Below are 26,779 nucleotides of genomic sequence, written 5' to 3' on the forward strand. Positions count from 1 at the left end.
TCACGTCGCCGCTGAGACAGACCCGACCGACCATGTCCGACCTGTCGATCCTATTGCTGGACACCGAGCCGCAGACGCACAATCGCTACCTCGTGCTCGCCATCGCGGACGCGCTGCGGCGCCATCCTGTGGTCGGCCGGGTCCATGTCGGCGGGCATGGCGATGCCCTGGTCACCTTCGTCGAGCAGGGCCTCGACACGCTGATCGCTTTCGGCGGCGCCCGCGCGCACGCGCCCCTGGTCGGGCGGCTCGCGGGGCTCGCCCGCACCAGCGTGCTCTGGACCACGGAGGATCCGTACGAGCGCGAGGCGAACGTGCGCGGCTCGGCGGCTTTCGATCTGGTCTTCACGAACGACCGCGCCACGGTCCCGGCCTACGGGGGGCGGGCGCACCACCTCGCTCTCGGCGCCTCGTCGCACTTCCACGATCTGGCGGTGATCGAGGACGACGCGCGCTACCGCTACGATCTCCTCTTCATCGGAACGGCGTGGCCGAACCGGGTCGCGACCCTGAACGCGCTGTCGGCGAAGCTGCCGCGGGACGTGAAGTTCAAGCTGGCGCTGCCGTGGAACGAGCACATCGGCCCGCCCGAGCTCGAGGACGAGGCGCTCGTCACGGACTGGCGCTGCGGGAACCGCGACTTCGCTCTGCTGGCGAACCGCAGTCGCGTCGTGCTGACCCTGCCTCGGATCTTCTCGTCGGCGCGGGCCGATCAGGCGACCGGCTCGACGCCGCCGCCGCGGCTGTTCGAGACCGCGCTCGCCGGCGGCTACCAGGTCGTGGTCTCGCCCGAGCCGGAGACGGCCGCGTACTACGCGCCCGGCGCCGAGATCGCCCTCTGCGGCGACGAGGCCGGTGCGGTCGAGGCGATCCTCACGGCCCTGACCGAGCCGGAGGCCCGCATCGCCCGCGCCCGCGCCGCGCAGGCGCGGACGCGGGCCGAACACCTCTACGACCACCGCGTCGCGACCATCCTGGACGCGGTGAGCGACCACCGGCAGGCGCAGGCGCGTCGGCCGCACCGGGCGAAGACCGCGATCCGCACGGTCCTGATGCTCACGCACAACCGGATGGGGCATCGCCCCTTTGGCGGGGTCGAGGTCTATCAGGAACTGCTGACCGAACTCGGCGAGCCGTACCGGGTCCTGTTCCTGTTCCCCGTCTTCGGCGACGGGCGCTGGTCGCTGCGGCTCGAGGGGCCCGGGATCGCGGAGAGCTTCGCCTGCGGCGCCGTCACGCCGCCGCTCTCAACGGACCCGTTCGTGGAGGGACTCGTCCAGCGATTGCTGTTCGAGCATCAGGTCGACCTCGTCCACATCCATCATCTGATGCACGTCCCGCTGTCCCTGCCGCTCATCGCGCGGGCCTGCGGCATACCCACCGTCTATCACCTGCACGACCATTTCCTGATCTGCGAGCGCTGGCTGCTGCTCGATCACAACGGCCGGTTCTGCGACGTCGTCAATCGCGGCGCGGACCAGTGCGACGCCTGCCTGGTCTCGGGCAACAACTATCCGCCCGGCTCGAAGGCGCGCCGCGACGGCATGATGACCCTGGTGACCGACGCGATCGACGCGTTCGTCACGAGCACGCCGGAGACGGCGCGATACCTCAGGCGCTATTTCCCGGGCATTCCCGCCGAGCGGATCGTCGCGATCCCGATGGTGGCGCCGACCGCCGCACCCGCCGACGCGCGGTCGGTCGCCCGGCGCAAGCGCGACGCCGATCGGCTGACCGTCGCGATCCTTGGCAACCTCGCGGCCCACAAGGGTGGGCAGCAGGCGATCAACCTGATCCGCAGCTGCGAGGCCTATCCCATCCACTTCAAGGTGATCGGCCGGATCGACGACCCGTACCGCGACGCGGTCGCGGGCTTCGGACCGGATCAGGTCAGCGTCACCGGCGCCTACGAGCCGCACGCGATCGGCGGCCTGCTGGCCGGGTGCGATGTCTCGCTGCACCTCTCGACCTGGCCCGAGACGTTCGTGATCGCGCTGACCGAAGCGTGGCAGGCGGGCCTCGTCCCCATCGTCGCCGATATCGGCGCCCTCGCCGAGCGCGTCGAGGACGGGATCGACGGTTTCAAGGTGCCGCCTGACGACGCCGGCGCCGTCCGCACCCGTCTCATCGGCCTGCACTACGATCGCGCACGCCTGGGCCGGATGCAGGCCCTCATCGGCCGCAAATCCTTCCCCGACGTCGACAGCCACCTCGCGTCGGTGCGCGCTCTCTACGAGCGCCTGATCGAGGCGCGGCCCCTCCGCCACGGACGGGTACCCAGCCACCTGCGACACGGGTTCGACCTCCGGCTCGAGACTCTGGGGCTGCGGACGAATGCAGCCTCGTGGACCAGCACCGCGATCCAGTGGGACGAGGCCGCCCACGCTCCGGCCGCGCCGTCCGCCGCGCCGTCCGCCGCGACGGCGGGCGCACGGGCGCGCCCGGTTCCGGAGCTGCCCGACGCCGTCCGGCGGCTGACATTGAGGCCGATCCGGCGCAGCGAGTGCGGCTGCCGCCTCGACGTGCTGCGCACGGACGAGCGCCTCAACCGAAGTCTGGATCTCACGTCGGTGGTCGCGCGGGCCTCCGTGTTCCTGCGCGGGTGGCTGCACGTCTCGGGACCGCCGCCGAAGGCGATCTACCTGCGGCTGACCGGCCGCAGCGGGACATCGTGGGTCGCCCTTCAGAGCGATCCGCGTCCGGACGTGGCCACGTGGTATGGAGAACCTGCCGCAGCGACGTCGGGCTACTGCGGCCATATCGACATTTCCGGACTTGAGTTCGGCCGCCATGCCCTCGCGATCGCACAAGTCGCCGGCGGTCAGCTGCGTGTCCTCGACGACATCGCGTCCGTCTTCATCGCGCCCGACACCGGAGATCCGGCGCGCTTCATTCCTGAGCCTCGCAGAGTCATCAACGGGCCGCCGCAGAGCGTCAGCCTGCGCCACAGCCTCTCAGAATGCGCGGATGCGATCACGGTCGTATCGGGGCAGCTCTGGGCTGCGGAAGTCGAATTCTCGCCCGTGTCTCCAAGGCTTCCGAAGGAGATTTTCGCGGTCATTCGGACCGCGGACGGTCAGGCGTGGCGTGCTCCCGTCCTGAAAGTCGATGCGCGCACAGTGCGCATCACCGCTCCCTTTCCCGACGTCGATCCGAGCGTCTGCACCGTCTCGCTGGCTGAGCCGCACAGCAAGAGCTTGCGGACGCTGGCAACCTTGTTCCGAACGCACGTCACCGCCGCGTCATGACGCGGCCCGCCAGGAGCCAGGGCTCGTCGGAGGCCGACGGCATCTCGCCGGCGCCTCGTCCCCGGTACGCCGTCCTCGCCGCGTGCGCACGAGCGTCCGAAGTTTGATTGAACTTGGCAGGCACTCGCGTCTGTCGGCGCTTGTCGGTTCGGGCGGCGCTCGGTCGCACCTTTCCCGCAGGAGCGGCGGATCATGCGTCCGCTTTCGAGATCCGCACGGCTGCGCGTGGAGCGGGCGCTCGCGGGCCGTGACCGCCATCCGTAGAAGCCGCTGGGTGAGACTCCGAGCACGCGGCACATGAGACGCACCGGCCAAGGCCGCGCATGCTGCTCGATGACGGCGAAGGTCACTCGGGCATCTCCGCGCAGATGCCGACGGCTCTTCTATCACGTCGCGCTCCGTGCGCGTGCGGTCGAGCTCCCGCCGCAGTCAGGCGATCTCGGCGGCCTGATCGGACGGGGACGCGACCGGGCTCGGCGGCGAGGCTCCCGTCGATCCGGCAGAGCGCGGCCGGGGCGCCGCCCCCTTCAGCGTGGCGCACCCTTGCCTCAGCATCGCAGGCTGGATCCCGAGCTCGGCCGCGACCCGCATCTGCGGCCGGCCGCCGCTCTCCGGCAGGGCGACCGCTTCGCGTTTGAACTCCGGCGTGAACTCTCGTCTTCGGTGTCGAGAGATCGGACGAGATGGGTCCGACCGATCGTGGCGACGAGGTGGGCCGGCACCCTGAGTCGCACGGACCAGCGCCCATAGCGGCATCGCAGATGGTCGACGCGCCGCACCGCGGGCCCCATCACCTCTCGGCTACGGTGACACGGTGCCACGAAAGCGGGTCGGGCGAAGCGAGAAAACCCTGTTTCTGCAATGTCTTAGGGCTTGATGGCGGAGACGGAGGGATGCTCCGCCTAAAAGCAAAAATGCAGTTTTATCAGTGTCTTAGGTGCTGAAATTTTTTCCATGTAGGGGAGGATCGTGGGCTCGATGTAGGGGCGGTCATCTCCGTGCAAGCACCTCGGAAATGGCTATGTGCTGATCGATCCGAGCAACGATCCGCCCGATCTCTGCGGCACTTGCCTTAGACAGGAACTCGGTCAGGGCCAGAAGGTATGTCCGCAGTCGTGCCACCGTCTCAGGGGGCGCACGGAACGCGTCGTTGTTCCGCTTCTCTACATCACGGAGGTAGCTCCAGTGATGACCCAGAACGCGAGAGAAGTGGCGCTTGGAACGAACCAAACCAAGGTCGGATAGGGCCTCATAAACCTCCGTGAGGTGAAATCCCATCATTTATGATCTCCTGACTAAATAAAGGCAGTGCGAACGTGTCTCCTAAACACGGTCGCCATTCAGGAGAATTTCAATGTCAAACACGAGTAAAATCAACGATGCAAACTTGCTGATGGTTCAGCGCCTCGCACATTCTTATTTATCGCCTGAACTATTCCAGTCCGTCCGTACCATCGAGGGCGGCTCCATCTCGACAAGGCGCGTTTCGAACCGAACCAATGTCCCGAGCGACGCCGTAACTTTCAGTCACCTCGTAGAGCACCCTGAACAGGGCTTCTCTTTCCGGTTCAGGGCTGTCTGGCGCGATGGGCAGTTGCTCCGGCCTACGGCCACCCACGTCTTCATCGAGAAGGAGTGGGACGAGGCCGGGCATGGAAATCCAGCCGCCGTTTCTATGGCTATCAACGACTGGCTCCGGAGTTTGCCGGTATGACCCCTCAGAGAGCCGCCTGCGCGGCCGCATGGGGAAGCTTCTTCGCTGCTCGTCGTGCCAACGTCGCCGTTACGTTGAGCTACAACCCGGAGCGCCCAGGAAGCACCGCATCACCGACATATCGGTTCACACAGGATGGCGAGTGCCTGCGGGCTCCTACGTCCGGTCTGCCGGGCGTGCCCGTTGCCAACCGTCTTCCCACCGTGCGTCATGTCCCCTTGGTACAGGTCCATCGGGACATGGACTGGCTGCACAGGAAGATGGACCGCAAGCTGTTCGGAACCCGGTTCAACGAACTGCCATGCGAGAAGCGATCCAGCTTCGTAGGCTACATCGAGAACCCAAGCTCCAACATCCATGTGCACCTCGTGTGGACCATGCCTGATGCACGGGTCGATGAGTTCACCGAGATCGTCACCGACGTATGGTTGGCGAAAAGCCGGTTCACTTCGATCCGCGTGACGCTGATCCGCGATGACGGATGGAGCGAGTACGCCGCCAAGGATCAATGGGGCGCATCGCTCGAAGGCGACGCTGCCCTTTTTATCGCGAGCCGTCCCGCTCGTTCATAGCCGAGCTAGGGAGGCCGGGGCTGAACCAGCGCGGACCCTCCCTGCACGGTGCTTGTCTGCTTCAAATGGCCTCCCGGTGGGAAGCCATAATTCTAAAGCTTTGCCTGAGCCCAGGTACGGAGTTGAAGCTGGGAGTGAGAGGCGGCGAGCTTGTCGAGCCAGCAGATCACTCCCAGCAGGTGGAGCGAGGCCAAGCCTCGCTACGCCTTCGAGAAATCCGATCAATTTACAAAGGATAATACCATCCCTTAACTAAGAGGAAGAGATGGGTTTGCTTTGATGGGAAAGCTGATGCATTATCGATTTGTGCAGAACTAGGGGTACTATGAATGGCGAACATTCAGTCCATCCGTAGGGAAACACATCGAGAGAGCGTTTTCTCTCGATGTTGTTCCAAATCGGAGAATTTGAATGGTCGCTATCCCCTCCGAAGCCGAGAAGGCTTCTAAGGCCAAGCCCAAGTGGGGTTGGCTGTCTAAGATCGGTAAAGCTCCTGAGACCTCTTCGCTTTTTGCGAAGCTGGTCGATCCCACCCCTAACTCGGGGGCTCCGGGTAAGCCCGAAATCGTTACCGCGGTAACGAAGTCTGACGCCTTCAAGAAGGCGCAGGAGGCGGGTCAGAGCTACGATAAGCTTCTGAAGAAGCACGACAAGAAGGCGGAGGCGGTGGGTCGCGAGGCCATCCGCGAAATGCTCCGTTTTGCCGAATGCTTCAAGCTGACCGAGGATGGTCCCATCGATGAGGAAGCTCTCATGGGCTTCTTGGACGATGAGACTGGCAAGGCTCATGGAGGGGTGAAGAACCCCTGGCAGCGCCTCGCCAAGGTCTGTTCCCTTGAGGGCACCGCCCGTCCCATCGTGTCGAAGCGCGGCTATGTGCTCGCTGCGCTCGTTGCCAAGCAGGTGGCGTCCGAGGACGTGCTCACCGCCTTCAAGAAGGAGGAGGAAGTCGTTCTCGATAATTCGGGCAACAAGGCCAACAAGAGCGGGATGGAGAAGTACATCCTCATCTATAAAGCTATGCAGCGCGTCAAGAAGCCGGCCGTCGAGGGCGCGAAAACCGCTCCTTCCAACCCTTTTGAGAAGTGGTCCAAGGAGAAATTGGCACGGGAGGCCAAGAACTTTCTGACCGCCCTCGATAAGCACGATCTGCTTGCGACTAAGCCTGACCGGATCGAGGACATGCTCGCGGGTGATGCTCGCGCGGCGTAATCAGTCTTCCAACTCGTCGCGGAGGTCGGCAACCTTCTGCGCCGAGTTGGCCTGTTGATCGCGGATACGCTTCTCGATACCCGCCCTGCGCTCAGACTTAAGGCGAGCCTGGGCGGGCGTGAGCGGCTTTTTCGGCTTGATAAGCCCGGCTTCGGTGGCCGCTTCGGCGGCAATGATTTCACGGTAACGCATAGACGTATTTATGCGGCTGTTTGAGCGGCCTCCTGGGCACCGAGAATGCGGTACACCTGCATCCGCGAGCACCCGAGCGCCTTGGCAATTCCCGCAGGCCCAACGCCCTCCTGGCGCATTGCCAGCACCTGCTCCCGGTCCACACGACGCGTGCCGCCCTTGTAGACCCCCTTCGCCCTCGCCTGGACGATACCTTCCCGTTGCCGCTCCTTGATGAAGCGGCGCTCCATTTCGGCCACCATGCCGAGCACCGTCAAAACTATGCGACCGCTCTCCCCTCGGGTCGTAATGTGTGGGTCGAGGACGGTCAGGTACGCGCCCCGTTGATCAAGTTCATGGACGATGTTGAGCACATCACGGGTGTCGCGCCCAAGCCGGTCCGCGCGAAGGCAAACCAACTCATCCCCTTCTCGGATGAAGTCGAGGATGGCCGCTAATTCATTTCGGCCGTCACGACTGGCACCAGACACCTTCTCCGAGCGGATCGGCTGGCACCCCTCTGCGTGGAGACGCGCGATCTGCACATCGAGGCTTTGGTCCTGAGCAGAGCAGCGTGCGTAACCGATCCGGGCCATGTGTCACCTTGGGGTATTAGACCATCTCAAGGTGCTGTAACATCGATCCGCGAACAACCCCGATGTGACGTTTTCCACCGTCACATCGGAGCGTCACCGCAGGGCGTACCCCAATGTTATGGTGCGGGATCGTAACCAAGCCTTGCTCGGCCACAAGCACTCTCCTCAAGCTCGACCATTTCGTGATAGGCTGCGGTCAGTAGCGTTTGGACGGTTCGCCGCGCCTCAAGCGACGATGCAAGCGGATGCGTCCTTCTCGGATGGATTGCTAATTTGAGCACAAGCAAGCGAAAGCTGAAGGCGGGCATCGCTCTTGAGCAGGCTCAAGTCGATGTATTCAATCGGGCTAAAACGCTGGGAGTAAAGGCGACCTGCTTTTTCAATAACAAAGGTGGGGTCGGGAAAACAACGCTTGTCGCTAACCTTGCTTCTGAATTATCTCTGAATTTCAACGCAAAAGTCCTCGTGGTCGATTGCGACCCGCAGTGTAATCTTACCCAATACGTCTTGGGCGAAGAAGAATCTTTAGAAATATATTCGCAGGCGGATCCTTCCAGTGTGTTCAGTGTGATTAGGCCCCTGTCGCTCGGCAAAGGATACGGGGATCGACTACCCATTAGAAAGTCCGAGGGGTTCGGGTTCGATATCATCGTTGGCGATCCGCGCCTCGCGCTACAGGAAGATCTGCTCGCTCAAGATTGGCGTGATGCCAAAGCTGGCGGGATGCGCGGCATCAGAACTACATTTGTGTTCGCTGATGTCGTCTCAAAAGCCAAAGACATGAGTTACGACTTTGTCTTTTTTGATATGGGTCCATCGCTCGGCGCAATAAATCGCTCGATTCTGCTTGCGATGGACTTCTTTGTTGTGCCGATGGCCATCGATATCTTTTCGATCTGGGCCATCAAAAACATCGGAAGTACCGTTGGCGTTTGGCAGCGCGAATTGCGCACGGGCATAAGTCTCGCAGAAGAGCCCGAGGAACTTCCGACATCTGAGCACAACAAAAAGCTCCGCTTTCTCGGCTATGTCACTCAACAGCATAAGGAACGGAGCGGCACTGACGACCAAGATTTAGAGGAAGGCGGTGAACGAGCGCGCAAACGAATTGTGCAGGCGTACAAAGAGATTAGCGACAACTTTCCGGACGAGATACGGCGACATTTGTCGAACTTTTACAACTCGGAAGCAGTTCAGCCTCACCTTGGCGATATACGCCATTTGGGCAGCCTCGCACCGCGATCTCAAAGTCAGCATCTGCCGATGATATCGGTAAGAGGCACGGGGAGTTACACTCAACTACGAAAGCAGGCACGCACTATCTATCGTGGCATTGCAGTCAGATATCTCGAAAATTTAGTTGCGTCTTAGGTCGCTACCGGCATGTCCGTGTTTAATGCAGACCTGATAGATGATGTTGCGCGCCAACGTGTCGTGCTGTTCCTCGGCGCAGGAGTGTCGTCAAGCGCAACAACTCGTTCGGGCGCTCGTATCAAGGGTTGGGAGGGGTTCCTCCGCGACATGTGCCTACAGGTAGATGGCGAACTCCGAACCCAAATCTCGGGACTTCTTGATAAAAAAGATTATCTGTTGGCCTGTGAACTCCTTCAGGCTGCGCTGAGCGAAGCCTGGGAGGGACACGTCACAAGAGAATTCGGCCAAATGGCAGAGCCTTCTGCTCTGCACAAAGCCATAGTTGCTCTGGATCAGCGCATCATACTGACCACGAATTTTGACAAGATCATTGAAGCTTGTTGGGAAAATAAACTCGGTACATCGACGCATTTGCCCGTTATTCTGCCTTCGATAAGCCCAAAGATATTCAAGCTCCTAAAGGACCACAGCAACAAGTATCTAGTTAAAATTCATGGCACTGTTGATAATGCCGATACTTTGATTTTTTCTCGATCTGAGTACATCCGCCTTGCTTTTGGCAGCGCATCCTATTCCTCCTTCATTGAGACGCTTCTGCTGAATTATACGTTTTTGTTTATCGGGTTCTCAATGGATGATCCCGCCGTATGTTCATTGATGGAAATGTACGCATTGAGATATGAGAACGCTCGACCGCACTACATCTTCACCGCAGAGGGCTTGCCGACCAATATCATGGAAATAAATCGTAAGCTTAGGAAGCTTGTTGCGATAACATACGACCCCGCTAACAATCACGCGCAATTACCGGACCTCATTTTGAAACTTTCTGAACTTTCTCGTGTGCAACGAAGGGCCATATTCGCCTCGATGCTCGCTGATGGGACGGCATCAGCAAACGCGGATGTGGCGGTAGAGGATCAGGGTCAGATCGCGGAACTCTAGGCGATTTATCGCTGCGCGAAGAGCATCGGCTGGGACCCCTGCGCCATAGCTTCGGCCGACACGGGTGCCTCCCGCGTGGCCAGTTAGTGCATCATGCACCTCTTCCTCGATGCCAGCACGCCTGCACTCATCTTTGAAGGTATGTCTAAATGAATGGAATACCTTCGTGGGATCGTCGATACCTGCCCTAGATAAGTAACGACCAAACCACTGTGAGAATGCTTTCGTCGGCTCGTAATGCCCGCCGTGTGGAAGGTCTGGGAAAAGGAAGATGGATTTTTGCGAGCGCAAATAAGCAGGGAAGCCGAGGCGTTCAAGCAGAGGATGTCCCGGCACGATCCTCCGCGAATTTAAGTTTTTCAGTCGTTTTTGTGCCCCATCAAATTTGCTCAAATCAGTGATGTTAATCCATATTCCGTCGTCGAAACTCACATCTGCGCAATGTAGTTGACCGATCTCATTCAGACGAGCGCCGGTCAGAAGTGCAATGATTGGTATCCAGTATCGAGACGGCTCGTCATTGCTTGGATAACGGGCGGGATCGAATATCAATTCTAGGTCTTTGCTGGAAAATGGATTGCGGCTGCGCTCTTCTGCCGGCCTGACGACTGGCTTGATCCCCAATGTGGGATTTTTGTCGAGCAAGTCTGCCTTTACGGCCCAGGAAAGTGCTGCACTAAGAAGATTAAACCACGATCTTATAGCCTGTGGAGTTAGTCGATTACGACCGGACTTGTCTTGTGATGCCATTTCTACTTGCTGAACGAATGACATCCTCTTCTCAGAATGTGAAGGCCGCGCCGGTAGTTTTAATGCGTCAGTCTGAAGCTTGATGAGGAGTGATTTGGACAATTGATTAAGCGGAACAGGACCGTCGTGTAAGCTTTCTATGTGTCGAGCGACCATGCGCAGTTTAGACACCGTCTTTACTGATTTGCGAGTTATTGCCACATACTGGTCAATAAGGGCATGGATCATGATGTAGGGCTGGCCGTTCGGCGCTAACGGCGCGGATCTGTGATCTAAGGGTGGCGAGGACGGCATGTCCGCAAAGTTGTACAGACGCCACTGCCCCTCCGCTTCCAGCACCGCTCGCAGTTCATCCTCGACCATCCGTTGGATGGAGTACATCGATGCATGTAGCGGCGGAACAGGGATTGCTGCTTCGGCGAGGACCTCGTGGGTCAGCGCGAGCAGTGGGGGGCAGAACAGCGCCCATGGCTCCCGCTGTAAACCACAAGCGCCTACGAGGCGGCACTCGTAGGCGAAATCGTCCTCGGCTTCACGGTATGTCGGGTCGTTGAGGATGCGCTGGGCACGCTCATAGCGCTGGCGCTTACCCCATACGGTGATTGCGCTCTTTATCTCTTCGACACGAAGGTCGAGCGGTGCGAAGGTGGCTTGGACATCCCCATCCCATTTCGGCAGGCGGGGGGCTCGGTTGAACCATTTCGCGGCTTCTGGATCCGGTTGTCTTTGAGGGTCGCTGCCCGCCATTCCTCGGGTTGCCAGTTCGACAGCGGCCTCAAATTCCTGATGGGCTACGGCCCATGCCCCCGGAATTCTGGTGCGGTCGGCAGTTCGAAGCGACCGTTCAAAAAAAATTTTGCCCAGTGCCGGCTGAAGAGCGAGAGGGAAACGCCGGAAATAGACCCAGTTGCCGGACCGGTGGTTCCGCTTGAGGTGCGGGAACTGCCGCATCAATGTAGCGCCCTATGTAGGGGAGGATGCTGTGCTCAACCCCTTGAATGCATAAGGCTTTCGGATTGCCAACGCCTTAAGGCGTAATGGCGGAGACGGAGGGATTCGAACCCTCGATACCCATTTCTGGGTATGCTCATTTAGCAAACGAGTGCCTTCAGCCGCTCGGCCACGTCTCCGGCGCTCTGGCTCTAGAAGGTCGGATCCGGCGGGTCAACCCGATCGTGGCGGGCGGCGGCCACGCGGCGGCGCTCGACGTGCTTGGCGACGCGCAGATGCCGCGAGATCGCGTAGTTCATCGCCGTCAGGAAGCCGTAGGTGCCCCGCACGAAGTGGCGGCGGCCGAGATAGGCCTTCAGGAAATTGCCCGGCAGCTCGACGAACACCCGCCACGTCGGGATCACCACGCCTCGCGAGTCCAGGTCGTCCGCCTGCTGGTCGGAGTAGCGGTTCAGCTTGTCGAGCTGGTCGCCGAGCGAGCGCACCGAGAAATGGTGGATCACGCCCCGGAGCCGCCCCGGATTCACCCCCGGCTCCAGCGCCACCCGGTCGTGGACCGGCGAGGCGGCGTAGCGGCCGCAGTCCTTCCGATAGAGCCGGACCGGCGTCAGCGTGTAGGCGAGCGGGTGCGGCCGGCCCTCGCCGGGGAAGATCTCGGCGATGCCGATCCGCCACGCCGGCCGGCGCGGCTCGCCCGCGGCCCACAGGCCCCGGATTTCCCGGACCAGATCCGGCGGCACCACCTCGTCGGCGTCGACGTTCAGGAGCCAGACGTGCCGGCACTGCTCCTCGGCGAAGCGCTTCTGCGGGCCGTAGCCCGGCCAGGGATGGTGCAGCACCCGCGCCCCCAGCGACTCGGCCAGCGCCTGTGTCCCGTCCGTGGAACCCGAATCGACCACCACCAGATCGTCGGTCAGGCCGCGCACCGCCCGGATCGTCGCGCCGATCCGGTCCGCCTCGTTGTGGGCGATGATGAAGACCGACAGCGGCAGCGGCCCGTCGGGTCCCCGCATCGGGGCGGCGGCACCCGCCGCAGCGCGCCTCACGCGAGCCAGTCCGGCACCCGGTCGAGGGCGATCAGCGCGTCGACGTCGACGCGTGGGCGCACCACGGCCGCCCGGTCGCCCCGCACCAGAACCTCCGGTACCAGGGGCCGGGTGTTGTAGGTGCAGGACTGCACGGCCCCGTAGGCGCCGGCGCTCATCACGGCGATCAGGTCGCCGGGCTTCACCTCCGGCATCTCGCGGTTGAGGGCGAGATAGTCGCCGCTCTCGCAGACCGGGCCGACCACGTCGGCGACGCGGCGCGGGGTCTCGGGCCCCGGCTCGATGACCGGCCGCAGGCCGTGATAGGCCTCGTACAGGGTCGGGCGGATCAGGTCGTTCATCGCCGCGTCGACGATCACGAAGGTCCGCCCCGCGCTGTGCTTCACGTAGAGCACCCGCGTCAGCAGGATCCCGGCATTGCCGACGATCATCCGGCCGATCTCGAAGACCGGGCGCAGGCCGAGGGGGGCGAAATGCGGCCGCAGGGTCGCGGCCAGCGCGGCGGGGTCCGGCGGCGGCGCGTTGTCGTCGCGGTAGGGAATCCCGAGGCCGCCGCCGAAGTCGATGTGGTGCAGGGGGTGCCCGGCCGCCAGCAGCTCCCGCGCGAGGCCGGCGAGCAGCCGGGCCGCGTCGGCGAAGGGCGCCAGATCGGTGATCTGGCTGCCGATATGCATGTCGACGCCGTGCACCGCGATGCCCGGCAGGGCGGAAGCGGCGGCGTAGACCGCCGGCGCCCGGGTGATCGGGATGCCGAACTTGTTCTCGTACTTGCCGGTCGAGATCTTGGCGTGCGTGCCGGCATCCACGTCGGGGTTCACCCGGACCGAGACCGGCGCCCGGAGGCCGAGACCCACGGCCACCTCGGACAGGACCGCGAGCTCCGGCTCGCTCTCGACGTTGAAGCAGAAGATGCCGGCTTCGAGCGCGGCCGCCATCTCGGCGCGGGTCTTGCCCACGCCCGAGAACACGATCTTGGCGGGATCCACGCCGGCGGCCAGCGCCCGCCGCAACTCGCCGCCCGAGACGATGTCCATCCCCGCGCCCCGGGCCGCGAGGGTCCGCAGGACGGCCTGGTTCGAGTTCGCCTTCATGGCGAAGCAGACCAGCGCGTCGTCGCCCGCGAACGCCTCCGCGAAGACGCGGTAGTGCCGCTCCAGCGTGGCGGTACTGTAGCAGTAGAACGGTGTGCCGACCTCCGCGGCGAGGCCGGTCAGGTCGACCTCCTCGGCGTGCAGGCGGCCGTCGCGATAGTGGAAATGGTGCATCTCGGCCGTGTCTCGTCGCCGTGTGTCGTCCGTGCCGGAACGCGGGCTGTTTCCCGTGAAACACCCCGCCGCGGGCCGCTGCGGGCGCGCGCCGATGACCGTTCCCGACCGGGGCACCGGGCGCGCGGCACCGCGACGGCGTGCCGGCCTCCGCCCTCTACAGCAGCGGGTCCAGAATGAAAGGCTCCTTCGGCACCCGGTAGCCGCGCCGCGCGCCGCGGCTGGTCTCCACCGGTGCCTCGGTGCCGCCCGGCGGGACCGCCGCCGCGGAGAGCTCGTCGCCGGCGCGCACCGAGGCCGGGTCCGGCTCCGGCGCGCCGCCACCCAGGCCGACCGAGACCGGCAGCGTCCGCCGTCCGGTCGACGCGTCCGGGCCCGCCTGCGCGGCCGCGGGCGCCGCCGTCTGCGGCGGTTCCAGCGCGCCCCGCCGCCCGCAGGCGGAGGCCGTCAGGGCCACGAGGCCGGATACGGCGAGGAGTTTCAGGGCGGGTTTCGACAACATCGCGCGAGGGTCCGGCGGGCTCGGTACCGGCACGCGAGGGCCGGCGGGAGCGCTACCTTAGCCGTTGCCGCGCCCCGGCGCGAGCGCCCGCCCGCCACAGGTGACGCCCCGGCGCATGCGCCCACTCTGGAGGTGGCCCCGGCACGCGGCCGAGCACCCGTTCCGGGGTCGCCGGCTCAGGGCACGTCGGTCGGGAGGCCTCAGCCCCGCCGCTCCTTGCCGCCCTGCGAGCCCTGCCGGTTCTTGGCGGGGGCGTTCTGCTGCTGCTCGGCCTCGTAGGCGTCGATCGCCCGGCGGCAGTTCTCGCTGAGCTTCTTCCAGTTCTTCTGGAAGCAGGCATCGGTGGCCGGATCGTCGGGGGCCAGGTTGCCGCAGTAGGTCAGGTAGTCGCCGGTGCAGTACTTCTTCAGGGTCTCATTGCCGCGCTTCGTCTGCTGCGCCGCTGCCGGCAGCGTCAGGGCAACGGCCGCCGCGACGGCGAGGACGATCGGCTTCAGGCGCATGGGTATCCGTACCATCTGTCGAAGTTGTGATTGCGGGACGCGTCGGCGTTGCGATGATGCCTTTGCGTGGTCGAAACAAGGCAGTCATCGCAGGTTTTCGGTCTCGTTCCGGTAGCCAAACCCCCGTTTCAGGGGCGGATCCGCTCAGACCCGCTCGGGCTGCGGCAACGCCGCGGCGGCCCGGGGCATCCGGCCCGGGGCCGTGAGCGCGTCGGCGACCTCGACGATTCGCCGCCGGAGATCGGCGTTCTCGCGCTCGATTCCGGCCTGCCGCTCCGGCGGCGGGTGCCCCGCCCGGTCGTCCTGACGGTCCGCCAGGGTCAGGGCCAGGGCTTCCTCGGCGGCCTTCAGGCTCGCGCGCAGGTCGTCGCGCTCGGCCGCCAGCGCGGCGGCGTCCGGTGCCGGGGCCGCGCCCTGCCGGAGCGCCAGGAGGCTGTCGAGCAGGTCGGCATGGGCGTCCTCCAGAGCCTGGAGCGTGGCGAGGCTCGCGCTCCCGTCCTCGCGGACGAGCGCCAGCTCGGTCTCCAACTCCCGGGTCTTGGCCCGGGCCTGGGCGATCTCGGCGTCGCGGGCCGCGACGTCGCGCGCCAGGGCGGCGACCCGCATCGTCCCGGCGCCGATCGCCGCCATGTCGGCCTGCCGCCGCGCCTCGACGGTCTCGACCCGGCGCTCCAGGCGGCGCTGCTGCACGGCGAACTGCGCGCGCAGGAAGTCGCGCTCCGCGGCGATCTCGGCCGGCGACAGGGGCAGGCGCGCCTCGGCCCGGCGCCGCTCCAGGCGCGCGGCGCGCGCGTTGAGGGCCGGCAGCAGCAGCAGGCCGCACAGGCTCGCCGCCAGGAAGCCCAGCGCGAAGATCATCACCGTTTCGATCACGAGGGTGCAGTCCGCGCATCCGGTCGGAAAACCCGACCCTGTTCCACTCTAGCCCAGGTTGGCCGCGAGGGTGAAATCTCGCGGCGCCGATCAATCAGAACGCGGTCCGACCCCGTGGCGGATCAGAACGGGTTCCAAGTGGGCTCACGGGTGAACTTCAGATAACCGACATTGATCCCGAGGCGGGCGCCGACGCCGCTGCGGATCGGCACCACGATGACCCGGTCGTTGACCACCGCGGTCATCCCGAAGCCGCCCACCAGGTAGGCGGAGCCGTCGACGCCGGCGAAGCGGCGGTACAGGTCGCGCACGTTGGGCAGGTTGTAGACCAGCATCATGGTGCGGGCGCCGTCGCCGCCGACATCGAAGCCGACGGACGGGCCCTGCCAGTAGATCCGCCGCTTGCCGGCGTTGCGGGTGTAGAGGGTGCCCTCGCCGTAGCGGACGCCCGCCACCACGGCGCCGCCGCCCTCCTGGCCGAGGATGTAGCCGTTGGGCTCGCCCCAGCGCCGGCCCGCCTCCTCGACGGTGAGCGCGAGGCCGCGCGACACCGTGCCGAAGAAGCGGTGGCCGGATTCCACGATCTCGCCGGGGCGGAAGGTCTCGGGCGTGTCGAGATCCTCGCCGGCCGCGCGGGCCGCTCCCGCCGTGCCGAGGCCGGTGAGGGAAGCGCCCAGAGGGGCGCCCAGCGCCAGGCCGAGGCCCGCGCGCAGGAGGGTGCGGCGGTCGGTGCCGCGATCGTCTCGTGCCGTCATCGTTGCCTCCTCGCCCGGTTCGATTAACGGTTCGTGCGATGGACCTGTGCCGCTCTGTCCCGCCGGGCCGGCAGAGGCCGCGCCGGGCGGATGAGTCGGACCAGCTTCTGAGGGAATCCGCAAGATGTGGTTAACGCGTCCTGACCCCGCAGCCCGGGCGCTCCGCGCGGCCGGACGGTCGGGCGCGGCCGCCCCGCGGGCGGCGCGCACGCTGGCGCTGGCCGCCGCGCTGTCCGTCGCCCTGGCGGCCCTGCCGGGAGCCGCCCCCGGCCGGGCCGCGGCGGAGGAGGGCCTGCCGGCCCGGACGCGGATCGAGCTGCTGACGCTCAACGGCTTCGACCCGGTCAGCTACTTCCTGGAGGGCGGGCCGCAGGCCGGTCTGGCGCGGTTCGAGCTGTCCTGGGGCGGGCAGGTCTGGCGCTTCTCCAGCGGCGCCAACCGCGCGGCCTTCCGGGACGATCCGCCCGCCTACGCCCCGCGCCTCGGGGGCTACGACGCCGCCGGGATCCTGGAGGGCCGGCTGGTGGACGCCGATCCCCTGGTCTTCGCGGTGATCGGCGAGCGGCTCTACCTGTTCCGGGATGCCGGGCGCCGCGCCCGGTTCCTGGCGGAGCCCGGCCTGGCCCGGCAGGCGGAGGCGGCCTGGCCGGCCGTGAGCCGCCTGCAGGATGTCCCGCCCGACGCCTCGCCCGACGCCTCGCCCGACGCCTCGCCCGACCTGCCGCCTACGGATGCGCCGCGCTGACCGGCGCCGCCGGCCGGCCGCTCGCGCGGGCCGGGAGGACGAGCCGCGGGGCCAGGGCCGGGTCCCCGACGGCGGCGAAGGGCCCGTTGCGGTGATCGGGCCCGTGCTGGCCGTAGCGGATCGGGCCGCCGCCCGGCACCACCACGCAGCCCCCCGCCGCCGCGACGATGTGGTCGCCGGCGGCCGTGTCCCATTCCATGGTCGGGCCGCAGCGGACGTAGATGTCGGCCTCGCCGGCGGCGATCAGCCCGAACTTGAGGGCGGACCCGACCTGGCGCGTCTCCGCGACCGGCAGCGCCGCCAGGCAGGTGGCGGTCTCGGGATCGCCGTGCCGCCGGCTGCCCAGGGCGACGAGGCCCGCCTCCGGCGCCGGCCGCGCGCGGACCGGCCGCCCGGCCCCCGGCCGGCCCGCGACCACGGGGCCCTCCAGGGTCGCGGGGCCCGCCCACCAGACCCGACCGAGGCCGGGGGCCGCCAGCGCGGCCGCCACCGGGCGGGCACCCGACACCAGCGCGATGTTGACGGAGTAGTCCGGCGTCCCGGCGAGGAAATCGCGGGTGCCGTCCAGGGGATCGACGAGGAAGAAGAGGTCGGCGGGGCGCGCGGTGTCGCCCTGGGCCCGCTCCTCGGCCACGACCGCGATCCCCGGGAAGCGCCCGGTGAGGGCGTCGACGATCAGGTCCTCGGCCTCGACGTCGGCGGCGCTGGAGGGCGAGCCGTCCGGCTTCAGGGCGTGGGGGCAGGGGCCCCGGTGGTAGCGGCGCAGGATCTCCCCCGCCGCGCAGGCGATCTCCGCGAGCGCCGCGGCGATCCGCTCACGCTCCGGTCCCGAGATCGTCGCCGCGCCCGTCATGATGCCTCCCGACACCGCTCTGAATGCCCGAGCGGGGGGTGAATGTCGACGGCCACCGGCCGGGGCGCGCCTCATCGGCGCTCCGGCGGCTCCCGCGCGGCGTCCGGCGTCCGCACCGGTATCCGCACCGGCATCCGCACCGTCCGCCGGATCCGCGCCAGCAGGGCCTGGCTCCGGCGGCGGTGGCGGCGCAGCTCCGCCGCGAGGCCGCGCGCGTCCGGGAGACCCACCGCCTTGGCGATCTGCCGGGACGCGGTCTCGGACGGCTCGGCGGCGGGATCGGTCATCACGAGCCGCTGCCACTGGTAGACGGCGTCGAGGAAGCCGTAGGTCTCGGCGAGGGCCTCGCCCGCCGCCGCGGGCAGGAGGCCGCGCGCGGCCGCCTCCCGGAACAGCGCCTCCGCGCCGAGGCCGATGCAGCCGGGCCAGTCGCGGGCCCGGCTCAGCACGATGGCCTGAGCCAGGAAGTCGAGGTCGAACAGCGCGCCGGGGGCGAGCTTCAGGTCGTAGGGGCCGGCATGGCCCCGCTCCCGCGCGACCAGGGCCCGCATCGCGCCCGCCTCGGCGCAGACGGCGGCGGTCTCGCGCGGCTGCCGGAGGATCCCGGCGATCGCGGCCGTGACGTCGGCCGCCAGCGTGGCGTCGCCGGCCACGACCCGGGCGCGGGCGAGGGCCATGTGCTCCCAGAGCTCCGCCTCGCCGCCGTGATAGGCCGCGAAGCCGCTGAGCTGCACCGCGGGCGGGCTGTGGCTGCCGTAGGGCCGCAGCCGCAGGTCGACCGCGTAGAGCCGGCCGCGCCGCGTGGCCGTGGTGAGCGCCGCGAACACGCGCTGCGCCAAGCGGTTGTAGGCCACCACGGCGTCGAGGGGGCGGCGGCCGTCGCTGGTGCGGTTCTCCGGGTCGAAATCGTACAGGAACACGAGGTCGAGGTCGGATTCGGCGCTGAGCTGGCGGGACCCGAGACGGCCGAGCGCCAGGATGCAGCAGCGCCCCGCCGGGACCGCGCCGTGGTCGAGGGCGAACCGGCGCTCCTCCGCCTCCAGGCTCAGCGCCACCGTGGCCTCGGCGATCGCCGCGTAGGCCTCCCCGGCCTGGCGCGGGGTGAGGATGCCCGACAGGAGGCGGGCCCCGGTGACGAAGGCCATCTGCCGCGTGGCGTCCCGGCAGCGGTCGAGGCTCTCCTCGTGGCTCGCCGGCTGGCCCAGGAGCGCCCGGTACTGCGCGCGAACCTCTCCGGGATCCGTGGTCGGCGTCACGAAGTCGGCGTCGAGCACGGTGTCGAGGACGTGCGGGCTCAGGCCGACCGTGTCGGCGAGGCGCGGCGCCGTCCCCAGGATGTCGGCGAACAGGAGGCGCAGGCGCTCGTGCGAGCGCAGGATGGCGAGGAGTTCGGCCACCGCGGGCATGCGCGCGAAGGCCCGGTCGAGGGCGAGGAGCGCCGCGTCGGGATCGGCGGTCCCCCCGAGCGCCCGCAGCAGCGCCGGGAGCAACTCGGCGAGGATCTCCCGGGCCCGGCCTGTCCGCAGGGCCGGGCGGCGCCCGAGATGCCAGCCCTGCACGGTCTCCCAGGCCAGGGGCGGGTCCCGGAACCCGAAGGCGCCGAGCCGCGCCAGGGTCTCGGGATCCGGCTCGCTCTCGCCGAAGACCAGGGCGGCCCCGTCCGCGCCGGCCTCCGGCTCCGCCTCGAACAGCAGGGCGTAGTGCGCCTGGACCCGCCCGGCATGGTGGAGCAGGGCCGCCTCGAAGGCCGGCAGGTCGGGGAAGCCCGCGAACAGGGCGAGCGCGGTCAGCGCCTCGGTCCCGGTGGGCAGGCGCTGGGTCTGCTCGTCCCGGATCATCTGGATCCGGTGCTCGAGGGTGCGCAGGAACGCGTAGGCCGCCGAGAGCTCGTCCCGGGCCCGCCCGTCGATCCAGCCCTCCGCGACGAGCTCGCCGAGCATCGGGACGGTCTGCCGGCCCCGCAGGGCGGGCTTGCGGCCGCCGAAGACGAGCTGCTGGGTCTGGACGAAGAACTCGATCTCCCGGATGCCGCCGCGGCCGATCTTGATGTCGTGGCCGCCGACCGCGACGGTCTCGTGGCCGCGGACCATGTGGATCTGCCGCTTCAGGGCGTGGATCTCGGCGATGGCCGGGAAGTCGAAGTGCCGGCGCCAGATGAACGGCGCGAGTTCCGCCAGGAAGGCCGCGCCGGCCGGGATGTCGCCGGCGATCGGCCGGGCCTTGATGAAGGCCGCGCGCTCCCAGTTCTGGCCGAGCGTCTGGTAGTAGTCGAAGGCGAAGGCGGTGGAGAGCGCCACCGCGGTCGAGCCGGGGTCCGGCCGCAGCCGGTAGTCGATGCGGTGGACGTAGCCGTCGGCGGTCCGGTCGGCCAGGAGCTTCACCAGCCCCTGCGCCAGCTTGACGAGGAACGGCTTCGGGTCGCCGCCGGTCGCCGCGGCGGTGGGCTCGGCCTCGTAGAAGACGACGAGGTCGATGTCGCTGGAGTAGTTCAGCTCGCAGCCGCCGAGCTTGCCCAGGCCCAGGACGATCAGGCCCGACCCGTCCTGCGGCGCCTCCGGATCCCTGGGCCGGTATCGTCCGGCCGCGATCCTCTGCCGGAGGAGCGCCTCGACGGCCGCGCTCACCGAGGCGTCGGCGAAGGCCGACAGGGCGCGGGTCACCGCCTCGAGGTCCCAGCAGCCCCCGAGATCGGCCAGGGCGACCAGGAGGGCGTGGGCTTCCCGGTTGGCGCGCAGCCGCCGGCCGACCTCGGCGAGGTCGGGATTCGCCCCGCAGGCGGCGCCGACCCCGCGCTGCCGCGCGACGATGTCCCGGCTCATCGCGTCCGGCGGCTGCTCCATCAGGGCGACGAGCCGCTCGGGCGACCGGGTGGCCGCCCGCCAGAGGAAGGGGGAATGGTCCGCCAGCCCGAGGAGCAGGTCCCGGCAGGGCGGGGTCAGGAAGCCGGGCGGCAGCGCCGGCGCCAGCTCGGCGAGCCGGGCCCGCGCGGCGTCCGGGTCGGCGAGCCCGAGCCGGGGGCGCAGGTTCGCGCGCAGCGTCGCGGCCGATCCGTTCTGGAGACCGGTCTCGTCTCTCATGCCGCATCCTCCCTGGCGCGACGGGGCCGGCATCGTAGCCGACCGGGCTGCCCGTGTCCGGCTCCGCGCGCATGGCTCCGAGCGCGGGCCGCGCGTTCGCGACGCGGCCACCACGGCTTCGGGACAGGGCCGCGGCGGCGCGCGCGGGCCCGGAATCGGCGCCCGGCCCGGCCTCCCGTCCGATGCGGTAACGCTTTTCAAAGCCGACCGTGGCGTCTATCCGTGCGGACCGGTCGTCGCCCCCGGTCCGGCCCGCAGGCCGCGCGGGACCCTTTCGGGCGACTCGATCGCCGCAGGGGCGGCCGAGGACTGGGCGGCCGAGAACCGGGCGGCCGGGAACCGGCAGCCTCAATCGGGGCCCCGGCCCGCAGACGTCCGCACCTCAGATCCGCCCGCCCGGAGCGCACCATGTCCTCCCCGACCTCGCCCACCCTGACTCTCGACGGCCTCGACCTCGCCGCCCTGCTCTGCTCCCGCGTCTGCCACGACGTGATCAGCCCCGTCGGCGCGATCGTGAACGGGCTCGAGGTCCTGGAGGACGACCAGGACGAATCGATGCGGACCTTCGCCCTGGAGCTGATCGGGAAGAGCGCCCGCCAGGCCTCTGCGCGGCTGAAATTCGCCCGCATTGCCTTCGGGGCCGCCGGCTCGGCCGGAGCCTCGATCGACCTCGCCGACGCCGAGAGCGTGGCCAAGGGCATGTTCTCCGACGACAAGACCAAGCTGACCTGGAGCGCGCCGCAGGCCCTGTTCCCGAAGAACAAGGTCAAGCTCCTCCTCAATCTCGTGATGGTCGCCACCTCTGCGATTCCCCGCGGCGGCCTGATCGACGTCGTCGTCTCCGGCGACGGCGAGGCGCCCACGCTGGTGCTCAAGGCCAAGGGCTCGCACGCCCGCATCCCGCCCCACGTCGAGGAGCTGATGGCCGGTCGGCCCGAGAGCGGCACCGTCGACGCCCACGGCATCCTGCCGTTCTACGCCGGCCTCGTGGCGCGGGCCGCCGCCATGGATGTGCGCTTCGCCATCGAGGGCGATGAAGTGACTATCACCGCCACGCCCGCAGTGATCGACGCGCCCGAAGACTCCGATGGAGAAGCTTCGGACACGGCGCTGGCGTGAAACTCTGAAAAAGGTGCCGCGCGGGGCCGGGATGGAAACGCTTCCCTAACCCCGCGCGAGTAAGTAGGTTGCGCGAGACCTTCTCCGCGTAACGAGTAGCGCCTATGGACGACCTGCTTCGCGAGTTTTTGACCGAGAGCGGGGAGCATCTCGACACGGTCGATGCAGAATTGGTTCGATTCGAGCAGGATCCGAACAACGAGACTATTCTGCGGAACATTTTCCGACTCGTGCACACGATCAAGGGAACCTGCGGGTTCCTCGGTCTCCCGCGGCTCGAAGCCCTGGCGCACGCCGCCGAGACCTTGATGGGGCGATTCCGCGACGGGCTGCCCGCCACGTCCGATTCCGTCACCCTGATCCTGCTGACGCTGGACCGGCTGAAGGCGATCCTGGCCGACCTGGAGGCCACCGGCACGGAGCCTGCGGGCTCGGATGACGACCTCATCTCCGCCCTGGAGCGCATGGCCGAGGGCGCGCACGAGCCGGAGGCCGCCGCCCCGCCGCCCCCGCCCGAGCCGGTCCTGCCCGATCCGGTGGTCCGCGAGCTGAAGCCCGGCGAGGTCTCGCTGGACGACCTGGAGGCCGCCTTCCTGGCCGCCCCCGGCCCGGACGAGTCGGATTTCCTGCCGCCGCCGGCCCCCGCGGTGCCCGCGCCCGCCCCGGCGGCCGCCGTCGCGCCCGCTCCGGCCCCCGCCGTCAGCGCGGCGCCCAAGGTCGAGAAGAAGCCCGAGCCGGCCCGGGCCGAGCCTGTCGAGGCCGAGAAGGCCGAGAAGCCCGAGCCGGCGCGCGCCGAGAAGGCCGAGGCCGTCGAGGGCGAGGCGACCGCCGCCGCCAAGAACCAGACGATCCGGGTGAACGTCGACACGCTCGAGCACCTGATGACCATGGTCTCGGAGCTGGTGCTGACCCGCAACCAGCTCCTCGAGATCGCCCGCCGGCACGAGGATTCGAGCTACAAGGTCCCGCTGCAGCGTCTGTCGCACGTCACGGCCGAGCTGCAGGAAGGCGTCATGAAGACGCGCATGCAGCCGATCGGCAACGCGTGGCAGAAGCTGCCGCGCGTGGTGCGCGACCTCTCGGCCGAACTCGGCAAGCAGATCGACCTGGTCATGGTCGGCAACGAGACCGAGCTCGACCGGCAGGTCCTCGAGGTCATCAAGGACCCGCTGACCCACATGGTCCGCAACTCGGCGGATCACGGCCTCGAATCGACCGCCGAGCGCGTGGCGGCGGGCAAGCCCGCCCGCGGCACGATCCGGCTCGCCGCCTACCACGAGGGCGGCACCATCACGATCGAGATCGCCGACGACGGCAAGGGCCTGAACCTCGCGGCCATCCGCAAGAAGGCGGTGGAGCGCGGCCTGGCCTCCCAGGCCGATGTCGAGCGGATGACCGACGCCCAGGTCGCCAAGTTCATCTTCCACGCCGGCTTCTCGACGGCGGCGGCGGTGACCTCGGTCTCGGGCCGCGGCGTCGGCATGGACGTGGTCAAGACCAACATCGAGACCATCGGCGGCCTGATCGACATCGCCACGACGGCGGGGCGCGGCACCACCTTCACCATCAAGATCCCGCTGACGCTCGCCATCGTCGCCGCCCTGATCGTGCGGGCCGGCGAGCACCGCTTCGCCCTGCCGCAGGTGGCGGTTCTGGAGCTGGTTCGGGTCGACGCCGGGGCGCAGCGGGTCGAGCACATCAACGGCGCGCCGGTGCTGCGCCTGCGCGAGCGGCTGCTGCCGATCGTCTCGCTCACCGGCCTGCTCGGACAGTCGAGCCCGGGCGCGGAGACGGACCAGGCCGGGTTCGTGGTGGTCGCCCAGGTCGGGCGCGAGCGCTTCGGCATCCTCGTCGACGAGGTCTTCCACACGGAGGAGATCGTCGTGAAGCCGATGTCGGTGAAGCTGCGGCACATCCCGATGTTTGCCGGCAACACGATCCTCGGCGACGGCGCCGTGGTGCTGATCGTCGATCCCAACGGCGTGGCCCGCCAGGTGGCGCAGGGCGTCCAGGGCAGCGGCGGCCACATCGACGCCGACGCCGACGAGGCGGTCGAGATGGCCGACACCAAGACCACGCTCCTGGTGTTCAAGGGCGGCCAGGGCAGCTTCAAGGCGGTGCCGCTGTCGCTGGTCACCCGCCTCGAGGAGATCGAGTGCGCCAAGGTCGAGTGGCTCGGCGGCCGCGCGCTGATCCAGTACCGCGGGCGCCTGATGCCCCTGGTCCCGGCCGACGCGGCGATCACCATCAAGTCGGAGGGGACGCAGGCCCTGGTGGTGTTCTCCGACGGCGAGCGCGCCATGGGCCTCGTGGTCGACGAGATCGTCGACATCGTCGAGGAGCGCCTGGACATCGAGATCGCGGCGGACCGGTCGGACCTGATCGGCTCGGCGGTGCTTCGGGGCCGGGCGACCGACATCATCAACATCGCCCACTTCCTGCCGCTGGCCTACGACGACTGGGCGCGCGGCCTGAAGCGGCCCGAGCAGATCTCCACGATCCTGCTGGTCGACGACTCGGCCTTCTTCCGCGACATGCTGAGCCCGGTGCTCAAGGCCGCGGGCTACCAGGTGGTCACGGCGGCGAGCGCCGAGGCGGCGCTGTCGACCCTCCAGTCCGATCCGCAGATCGAGGTGGTGGTCACCGACCTGGAGATGCCGGGCCGCAGCGGCTTCGACCTCGTCGCCGCCATGCGGCGGGCCGAGCCGCGCCTCGCCGGGCTCCCGGTGATCGGCCTCACCGGCGCGGTCGGCGCCGACGCGGTGGAGAAGGCGCGGGCGCTGGCGATCAGCGACCTCGTGGCGAAGTTCGACCGCAGCGGCCTGATCTCGGCGCTGGCCGAGATCGGCGCCGCCACGGTGTCGAAAGCCGCCTGAGCCGCCCGCCCCAGGGCGATCGACCCGAGCCGATCGGCCCAGGCCGATCGCCCAAAGCCGATCGCGACCATCGCGACGAACGAATCCGGAGAGTTCCGATGCAGGCTGCCAACGCCAACACCAGCGGCGCCACCACCAACGGCGTCGAGACCGGCGCCACCGACGACTTCGTCACGGTCTTCGTCGGCGAGACGCTGTTCGGCCTGGCGATCGAGCGGGTCCACGACGTCTTCGTCCCGTCGGGCGTGACCCCGGTGCCCCTGGCGCCGGCCGAGATCGTCGGCCTCCTGAACCTGCGCGGCCGGGTCGTGACGGCCATGAGCCTGCGCCGCCGCCTGGGCCTGCCCGACGCGGAGGCCGAGGCGGACGGCAGCAAGGCGAGCCCGAAGATGGCGATCGGCCTGGAGCAGGCCGGCGAGACCTTCGCGCTGGTGGTCGACGGCGTCGGCGAGGTGCTGAAGCTCGGCGCCGACAGCCGCGAGGCCGTGCCGATCAACCTGGATCCGCGCTTCCGCGACCTCGCCACCTGCGTCCACCGCCTCGACGGGCGGCTCCTGGTGATCCTCGACGTGGACGCGCTCCTCGGCTTCACGCCCGCCGGCGCCAAGGCGGCTTGAGGGAGAGGTCGATGAAGGCGCCCCACGAGACCACCTGCCTGGTGGTGGACGATTCCGCGGTGATCCGGAAGGTCGCCCGGCGGATCATCGAGGATCTCGGCATGAACGTCAGCGAGGCCGAGGACGGCAGTGCCGCCCTCGAAGCCTGCGCGGCCAGCATGCCGGACGCGATCCTGCTCGACTGGAACATGCCGAATATGGACGGCTACGCGTTCCTCCAGGCCCTGCGCCAGAGCGAGGGCGGGGGTGTGCCGAAGGTCCTGTTCTGCACCACCGAGAACGACGTCGGGGCGATCGCCCGCGCCCTCCGGGCGGGGGCCGACGAGTACATCATGAAGCCCTTCGACCGCGACATCCTGACGGCCAAGCTCGAACAGGTCGGACTCGTCGCCGACGCGGCCTGATCGCCTGCTCCCTGACCCGCGGCCCGAGCCCCGCGACCCTGCACCCGAGGCAATCATCATGGCCCTGAGTCCCGCGGTCGCCCCGCTGCGCACGCCGCCAACCCAGAGCACGACCTCATCGGCCACGGCGATCCGTGTCCTGGTGGCCGACGACTCGGCCGTGGTGCGCGGCCTCGTGGCCCGCTGGATCGGCGAGGCCGGGTTCGAGCTCGTCGGCACGGCCTCGAACGGCCGGATCGCCCTCGAGCTGATGGCCAAGCACGACCCGGACGTGGTCCTGCTCGACATCGAGATGCCGGAACTCGACGGCACGACCGCGCTGCCGCGCATGCTCGCCATGAGCCCGAGCGTGCAGGTCGTGATGATGTCGACGCTGACGACGCGCAACGCCGACATCTCGCTGAAGTGCCTCGCCCTCGGCGCGGTGGACTACATCGCCAAGCCGGAGAGCAGCCGCGGCGTCACCACCTCGGACACGTTCCGGGTCGAGCTGATCGAGCGGGTCCGCGTGTTCGGCTCCGCCCGCGCGCGGAACCGGCGCCCGGTCACCGCGCCCGCGGGCCACGCCCCGGGGCATCACGCCGCCCCCGCGCCGGCGGCCGCGCCGGCCG

The 26,779-nt window shown here is 68.0% G+C and carries 24 protein-coding genes, 1 tRNA gene and 1 pseudogene; 11 read left to right on the top strand and 15 right to left on the bottom strand.

Going from position 1 to position 26,779, the window contains the following annotated elements:
* Positions 1 to 32: 32 nt before the first annotated feature.
* Entirely contained in the window at positions 33 to 3,248 is a 3,216-nt protein-coding gene (locus ACLBXO_RS18650; RefSeq protein WP_447686264.1) for a glycosyltransferase family protein, read from the top strand.
* On the opposite strand, the pseudogene ACLBXO_RS18655 reads toward ACLBXO_RS18650, so the two are convergent.
* The 3 genes and pseudogenes from ACLBXO_RS18655 to ACLBXO_RS18665 all read right to left on the bottom strand — a co-directional run.
* Positions 3,233 to 3,866 (bottom strand): annotated as a pseudogene (locus ACLBXO_RS18655) (IS3 family transposase); the annotation flags it as partial. The gene ACLBXO_RS18650 and the pseudogene ACLBXO_RS18655 overlap by 16 nt on opposite strands.
* Complete coding sequence (locus ACLBXO_RS18660; RefSeq protein WP_447686265.1) at positions 3,797 to 4,039, bottom strand: DUF6538 domain-containing protein; 243 nt, start codon at positions 4,037 to 4,039, stop codon at positions 3,797 to 3,799. The pseudogene ACLBXO_RS18655 and the gene ACLBXO_RS18660, both read right to left, overlap by 70 nt.
* Before the next feature lie 199 nt (positions 4,040 to 4,238).
* Positions 4,239 to 4,529, bottom strand: a complete 291-nt coding sequence (locus ACLBXO_RS18665) for a hypothetical protein (RefSeq protein ID WP_447686266.1) — start codon at positions 4,527 to 4,529, stop codon at positions 4,239 to 4,241.
* Positions 4,530 to 5,201: 672 nt separating this feature from the next.
* Here ACLBXO_RS18665 and ACLBXO_RS18670 point away from each other — a divergent pair.
* The gene (locus tag ACLBXO_RS18670) at positions 5,202 to 5,534 is read left to right on the top strand and encodes a hypothetical protein (protein WP_447686267.1); all 333 of its coding nucleotides are present in this window, start codon (positions 5,202 to 5,204) and stop codon (positions 5,532 to 5,534) included.
* A gap of 411 nt (positions 5,535 to 5,945) precedes the next feature.
* Positions 5,946 to 6,746, top strand: a complete 801-nt coding sequence (locus ACLBXO_RS18675; protein ID WP_447686268.1) for a hypothetical protein — start codon at positions 5,946 to 5,948, stop codon at positions 6,744 to 6,746.
* Here ACLBXO_RS18675 and ACLBXO_RS18680 read toward each other — a convergent pair whose 3' ends face one another.
* Entirely contained in the window at positions 6,747 to 6,938 is a 192-nt protein-coding gene (locus ACLBXO_RS18680) for a hypothetical protein (protein ID WP_447686269.1), read from the bottom strand.
* An 8-nt stretch (positions 6,939 to 6,946) separates the two neighbouring features.
* Positions 6,947 to 7,513, bottom strand: a complete 567-nt coding sequence (locus tag ACLBXO_RS18685; RefSeq protein ID WP_447686270.1) for a recombinase family protein — start codon at positions 7,511 to 7,513, stop codon at positions 6,947 to 6,949.
* A gap of 273 nt (positions 7,514 to 7,786) precedes the next feature.
* Here ACLBXO_RS18685 and ACLBXO_RS18690 point away from each other — a divergent pair, with 273 nt between their 5' ends.
* Together ACLBXO_RS18690 and ACLBXO_RS18695 are read left to right on the top strand one after the other, a co-directional pair.
* Positions 7,787 to 8,884 carry a ParA family protein gene (locus tag ACLBXO_RS18690; RefSeq protein ID WP_447686271.1) on the top strand — a complete coding sequence of 366 codons (1,098 nt, stop codon included), beginning with the start codon at positions 7,787 to 7,789 and terminating at the stop codon, positions 8,882 to 8,884.
* Between the two features lie 12 nt (positions 8,885 to 8,896).
* On the top strand, positions 8,897 to 9,832 hold the full coding sequence (locus ACLBXO_RS18695; RefSeq protein WP_447686272.1) for an SIR2 family protein: 936 nt from the start codon (positions 8,897 to 8,899) through the stop codon (positions 9,830 to 9,832).
* On the opposite strand, the gene ACLBXO_RS18700 is transcribed toward ACLBXO_RS18695, so the two are convergent.
* From ACLBXO_RS18700 to ACLBXO_RS18735, 8 genes are all read right to left on the bottom strand, one after another.
* Positions 9,779 to 11,533 carry a tyrosine-type recombinase/integrase gene (locus ACLBXO_RS18700; protein ID WP_447686273.1) on the bottom strand — a complete coding sequence of 585 codons (1,755 nt, stop codon included), beginning with the start codon at positions 11,531 to 11,533 and terminating at the stop codon, positions 9,779 to 9,781. The two genes, ACLBXO_RS18695 and ACLBXO_RS18700, sit on opposite strands and share 54 nt — an antisense overlap.
* Positions 11,534 to 11,620: 87 nt before the next feature.
* Positions 11,621 to 11,712, bottom strand: a tRNA-Ser gene (locus ACLBXO_RS18705).
* A 12-nt stretch (positions 11,713 to 11,724) separates the two neighbouring features.
* Positions 11,725 to 12,546 carry a glycosyltransferase family 2 protein gene (locus ACLBXO_RS18710; RefSeq protein WP_447686287.1) on the bottom strand — a complete coding sequence of 274 codons (822 nt, stop codon included), beginning with the start codon at positions 12,544 to 12,546 and terminating at the stop codon, positions 11,725 to 11,727.
* 29 nt (positions 12,547 to 12,575) lie between these two features.
* Positions 12,576 to 13,844: a diaminopimelate decarboxylase gene (gene lysA / locus ACLBXO_RS18715; RefSeq protein ID WP_447686274.1), complete on the bottom strand. Its 1,269-nt coding sequence runs from the start codon at positions 13,842 to 13,844 to the stop codon at positions 12,576 to 12,578.
* Between the two features lie 157 nt (positions 13,845 to 14,001).
* A complete protein-coding gene (locus ACLBXO_RS18720; protein ID WP_447686275.1) occupies positions 14,002 to 14,346 on the bottom strand; it encodes a hypothetical protein in 345 nt (114 codons plus the stop codon).
* 200 nt (positions 14,347 to 14,546) lie between these two features.
* The gene (locus tag ACLBXO_RS18725; RefSeq protein ID WP_020094369.1) at positions 14,547 to 14,849 is read right to left on the bottom strand and encodes a hypothetical protein; all 303 of its coding nucleotides are present in this window, start codon (positions 14,847 to 14,849) and stop codon (positions 14,547 to 14,549) included.
* Positions 14,850 to 14,993: 144 nt separating this feature from the next.
* Positions 14,994 to 15,722, bottom strand: a complete 729-nt coding sequence (locus ACLBXO_RS18730; RefSeq protein ID WP_447686276.1) for a hypothetical protein — start codon at positions 15,720 to 15,722, stop codon at positions 14,994 to 14,996.
* A gap of 122 nt (positions 15,723 to 15,844) precedes the next feature.
* A complete protein-coding gene (locus ACLBXO_RS18735) occupies positions 15,845 to 16,477 on the bottom strand; it encodes a DUF1134 domain-containing protein (RefSeq protein WP_447686277.1) in 633 nt (210 codons plus the stop codon).
* A gap of 124 nt (positions 16,478 to 16,601) precedes the next feature.
* Between ACLBXO_RS18735 and ACLBXO_RS18740 the strand changes: the two genes are divergently transcribed.
* The gene (locus ACLBXO_RS18740) at positions 16,602 to 17,222 is read left to right on the top strand and encodes a YHS domain-containing (seleno)protein (RefSeq protein ID WP_447686278.1); all 621 of its coding nucleotides are present in this window, start codon (positions 16,602 to 16,604) and stop codon (positions 17,220 to 17,222) included.
* On the opposite strand, the gene ACLBXO_RS18745 is transcribed toward ACLBXO_RS18740, so the two are convergent.
* Positions 17,203 to 18,075 carry a 3'(2'),5'-bisphosphate nucleotidase CysQ family protein gene (locus ACLBXO_RS18745; RefSeq protein WP_447686279.1) on the bottom strand — a complete coding sequence of 291 codons (873 nt, stop codon included), beginning with the start codon at positions 18,073 to 18,075 and terminating at the stop codon, positions 17,203 to 17,205. The two genes, ACLBXO_RS18740 and ACLBXO_RS18745, sit on opposite strands and share 20 nt — an antisense overlap.
* A 71-nt stretch (positions 18,076 to 18,146) precedes the next feature.
* Positions 18,147 to 21,152 carry a bifunctional [glutamine synthetase] adenylyltransferase/[glutamine synthetase]-adenylyl-L-tyrosine phosphorylase gene (locus ACLBXO_RS18750; protein ID WP_447686280.1) on the bottom strand — a complete coding sequence of 1,002 codons (3,006 nt, stop codon included), beginning with the start codon at positions 21,150 to 21,152 and terminating at the stop codon, positions 18,147 to 18,149.
* A gap of 408 nt (positions 21,153 to 21,560) precedes the next feature.
* On the opposite strand from ACLBXO_RS18750, the gene chpT reads away from it, so the two are divergent.
* The 5 genes from chpT to ACLBXO_RS18775 all read left to right on the top strand — a co-directional run.
* Complete coding sequence (chpT, locus tag ACLBXO_RS18755) at positions 21,561 to 22,271, top strand: histidine phosphotransferase ChpT (protein WP_331313668.1); 711 nt, start codon at positions 21,561 to 21,563, stop codon at positions 22,269 to 22,271.
* A 104-nt stretch (positions 22,272 to 22,375) separates the two neighbouring features.
* Complete coding sequence (locus ACLBXO_RS18760; RefSeq protein ID WP_447686281.1) at positions 22,376 to 25,147, top strand: hybrid sensor histidine kinase/response regulator; 2,772 nt, start codon at positions 22,376 to 22,378, stop codon at positions 25,145 to 25,147.
* A 98-nt stretch (positions 25,148 to 25,245) separates the two neighbouring features.
* Positions 25,246 to 25,764 carry a chemotaxis protein CheW gene (locus ACLBXO_RS18765; protein WP_331313667.1) on the top strand — a complete coding sequence of 173 codons (519 nt, stop codon included), beginning with the start codon at positions 25,246 to 25,248 and terminating at the stop codon, positions 25,762 to 25,764.
* Positions 25,765 to 25,775: 11 nt separating this feature from the next.
* Positions 25,776 to 26,168, top strand: a complete 393-nt coding sequence (locus tag ACLBXO_RS18770; RefSeq protein WP_043352407.1) for a response regulator — start codon at positions 25,776 to 25,778, stop codon at positions 26,166 to 26,168.
* A 58-nt stretch (positions 26,169 to 26,226) separates the two neighbouring features.
* On the top strand, positions 26,227 to 26,779 hold a 553-nt coding region (locus ACLBXO_RS18775), incomplete at its 3' end, for a response regulator (RefSeq protein WP_447686282.1).

Source organism: Methylobacterium sp. C33D (assembly GCF_053345825.1).

Coding starts and splice junctions, on each gene's coding strand:
- ACLBXO_RS18660 (WP_447686265.1), bottom strand. CDS start 4,039: ATGGGGCCCGCGGTGCGGCGCGTCGACCATCTGCGATGCCGCTATGGG.
- chpT (WP_331313668.1), top strand. CDS start 21,561: ATGTCCTCCCCGACCTCGCCCACCCTGACTCTCGACGGCCTCGACCTC.
- ACLBXO_RS18760 (WP_447686281.1), top strand. CDS start 22,376: ATGGACGACCTGCTTCGCGAGTTTTTGACCGAGAGCGGGGAGCATCTC.
- ACLBXO_RS18680 (WP_447686269.1), bottom strand. CDS start 6,938: ATGCGTTACCGTGAAATCATTGCCGCCGAAGCGGCCACCGAAGCCGGG.
- ACLBXO_RS18740 (WP_447686278.1), top strand. CDS start 16,602: ATGTGGTTAACGCGTCCTGACCCCGCAGCCCGGGCGCTCCGCGCGGCC.
- ACLBXO_RS18685 (WP_447686270.1), bottom strand. CDS start 7,513: ATGGCCCGGATCGGTTACGCACGCTGCTCTGCTCAGGACCAAAGCCTC.
- ACLBXO_RS18675 (WP_447686268.1), top strand. CDS start 5,946: ATGGTCGCTATCCCCTCCGAAGCCGAGAAGGCTTCTAAGGCCAAGCCC.
- ACLBXO_RS18720 (WP_447686275.1), bottom strand. CDS start 14,346: ATGTTGTCGAAACCCGCCCTGAAACTCCTCGCCGTATCCGGCCTCGTG.
- lysA (WP_447686274.1), bottom strand. CDS start 13,844: ATGCACCATTTCCACTATCGCGACGGCCGCCTGCACGCCGAGGAGGTC.
- ACLBXO_RS18695 (WP_447686272.1), top strand. CDS start 8,897: ATGTCCGTGTTTAATGCAGACCTGATAGATGATGTTGCGCGCCAACGT.
- ACLBXO_RS18770 (WP_043352407.1), top strand. CDS start 25,776: ATGAAGGCGCCCCACGAGACCACCTGCCTGGTGGTGGACGATTCCGCG.
- ACLBXO_RS18650 (WP_447686264.1), top strand. CDS start 33: ATGTCCGACCTGTCGATCCTATTGCTGGACACCGAGCCGCAGACGCAC.
- ACLBXO_RS18710 (WP_447686287.1), bottom strand. CDS start 12,546: ATGCGGGGACCCGACGGGCCGCTGCCGCTGTCGGTCTTCATCATCGCC.
- ACLBXO_RS18750 (WP_447686280.1), bottom strand. CDS start 21,152: ATGAGAGACGAGACCGGTCTCCAGAACGGATCGGCCGCGACGCTGCGC.
- ACLBXO_RS18700 (WP_447686273.1), bottom strand. CDS start 11,533: ATGCGGCAGTTCCCGCACCTCAAGCGGAACCACCGGTCCGGCAACTGG.
- ACLBXO_RS18665 (WP_447686266.1), bottom strand. CDS start 4,529: ATGATGGGATTTCACCTCACGGAGGTTTATGAGGCCCTATCCGACCTT.
- ACLBXO_RS18765 (WP_331313667.1), top strand. CDS start 25,246: ATGCAGGCTGCCAACGCCAACACCAGCGGCGCCACCACCAACGGCGTC.
- ACLBXO_RS18745 (WP_447686279.1), bottom strand. CDS start 18,075: ATGACGGGCGCGGCGACGATCTCGGGACCGGAGCGTGAGCGGATCGCC.
- ACLBXO_RS18725 (WP_020094369.1), bottom strand. CDS start 14,849: ATGCGCCTGAAGCCGATCGTCCTCGCCGTCGCGGCGGCCGTTGCCCTG.
- ACLBXO_RS18735 (WP_447686277.1), bottom strand. CDS start 16,477: ATGACGGCACGAGACGATCGCGGCACCGACCGCCGCACCCTCCTGCGC.
- ACLBXO_RS18670 (WP_447686267.1), top strand. CDS start 5,202: ATGGACTGGCTGCACAGGAAGATGGACCGCAAGCTGTTCGGAACCCGG.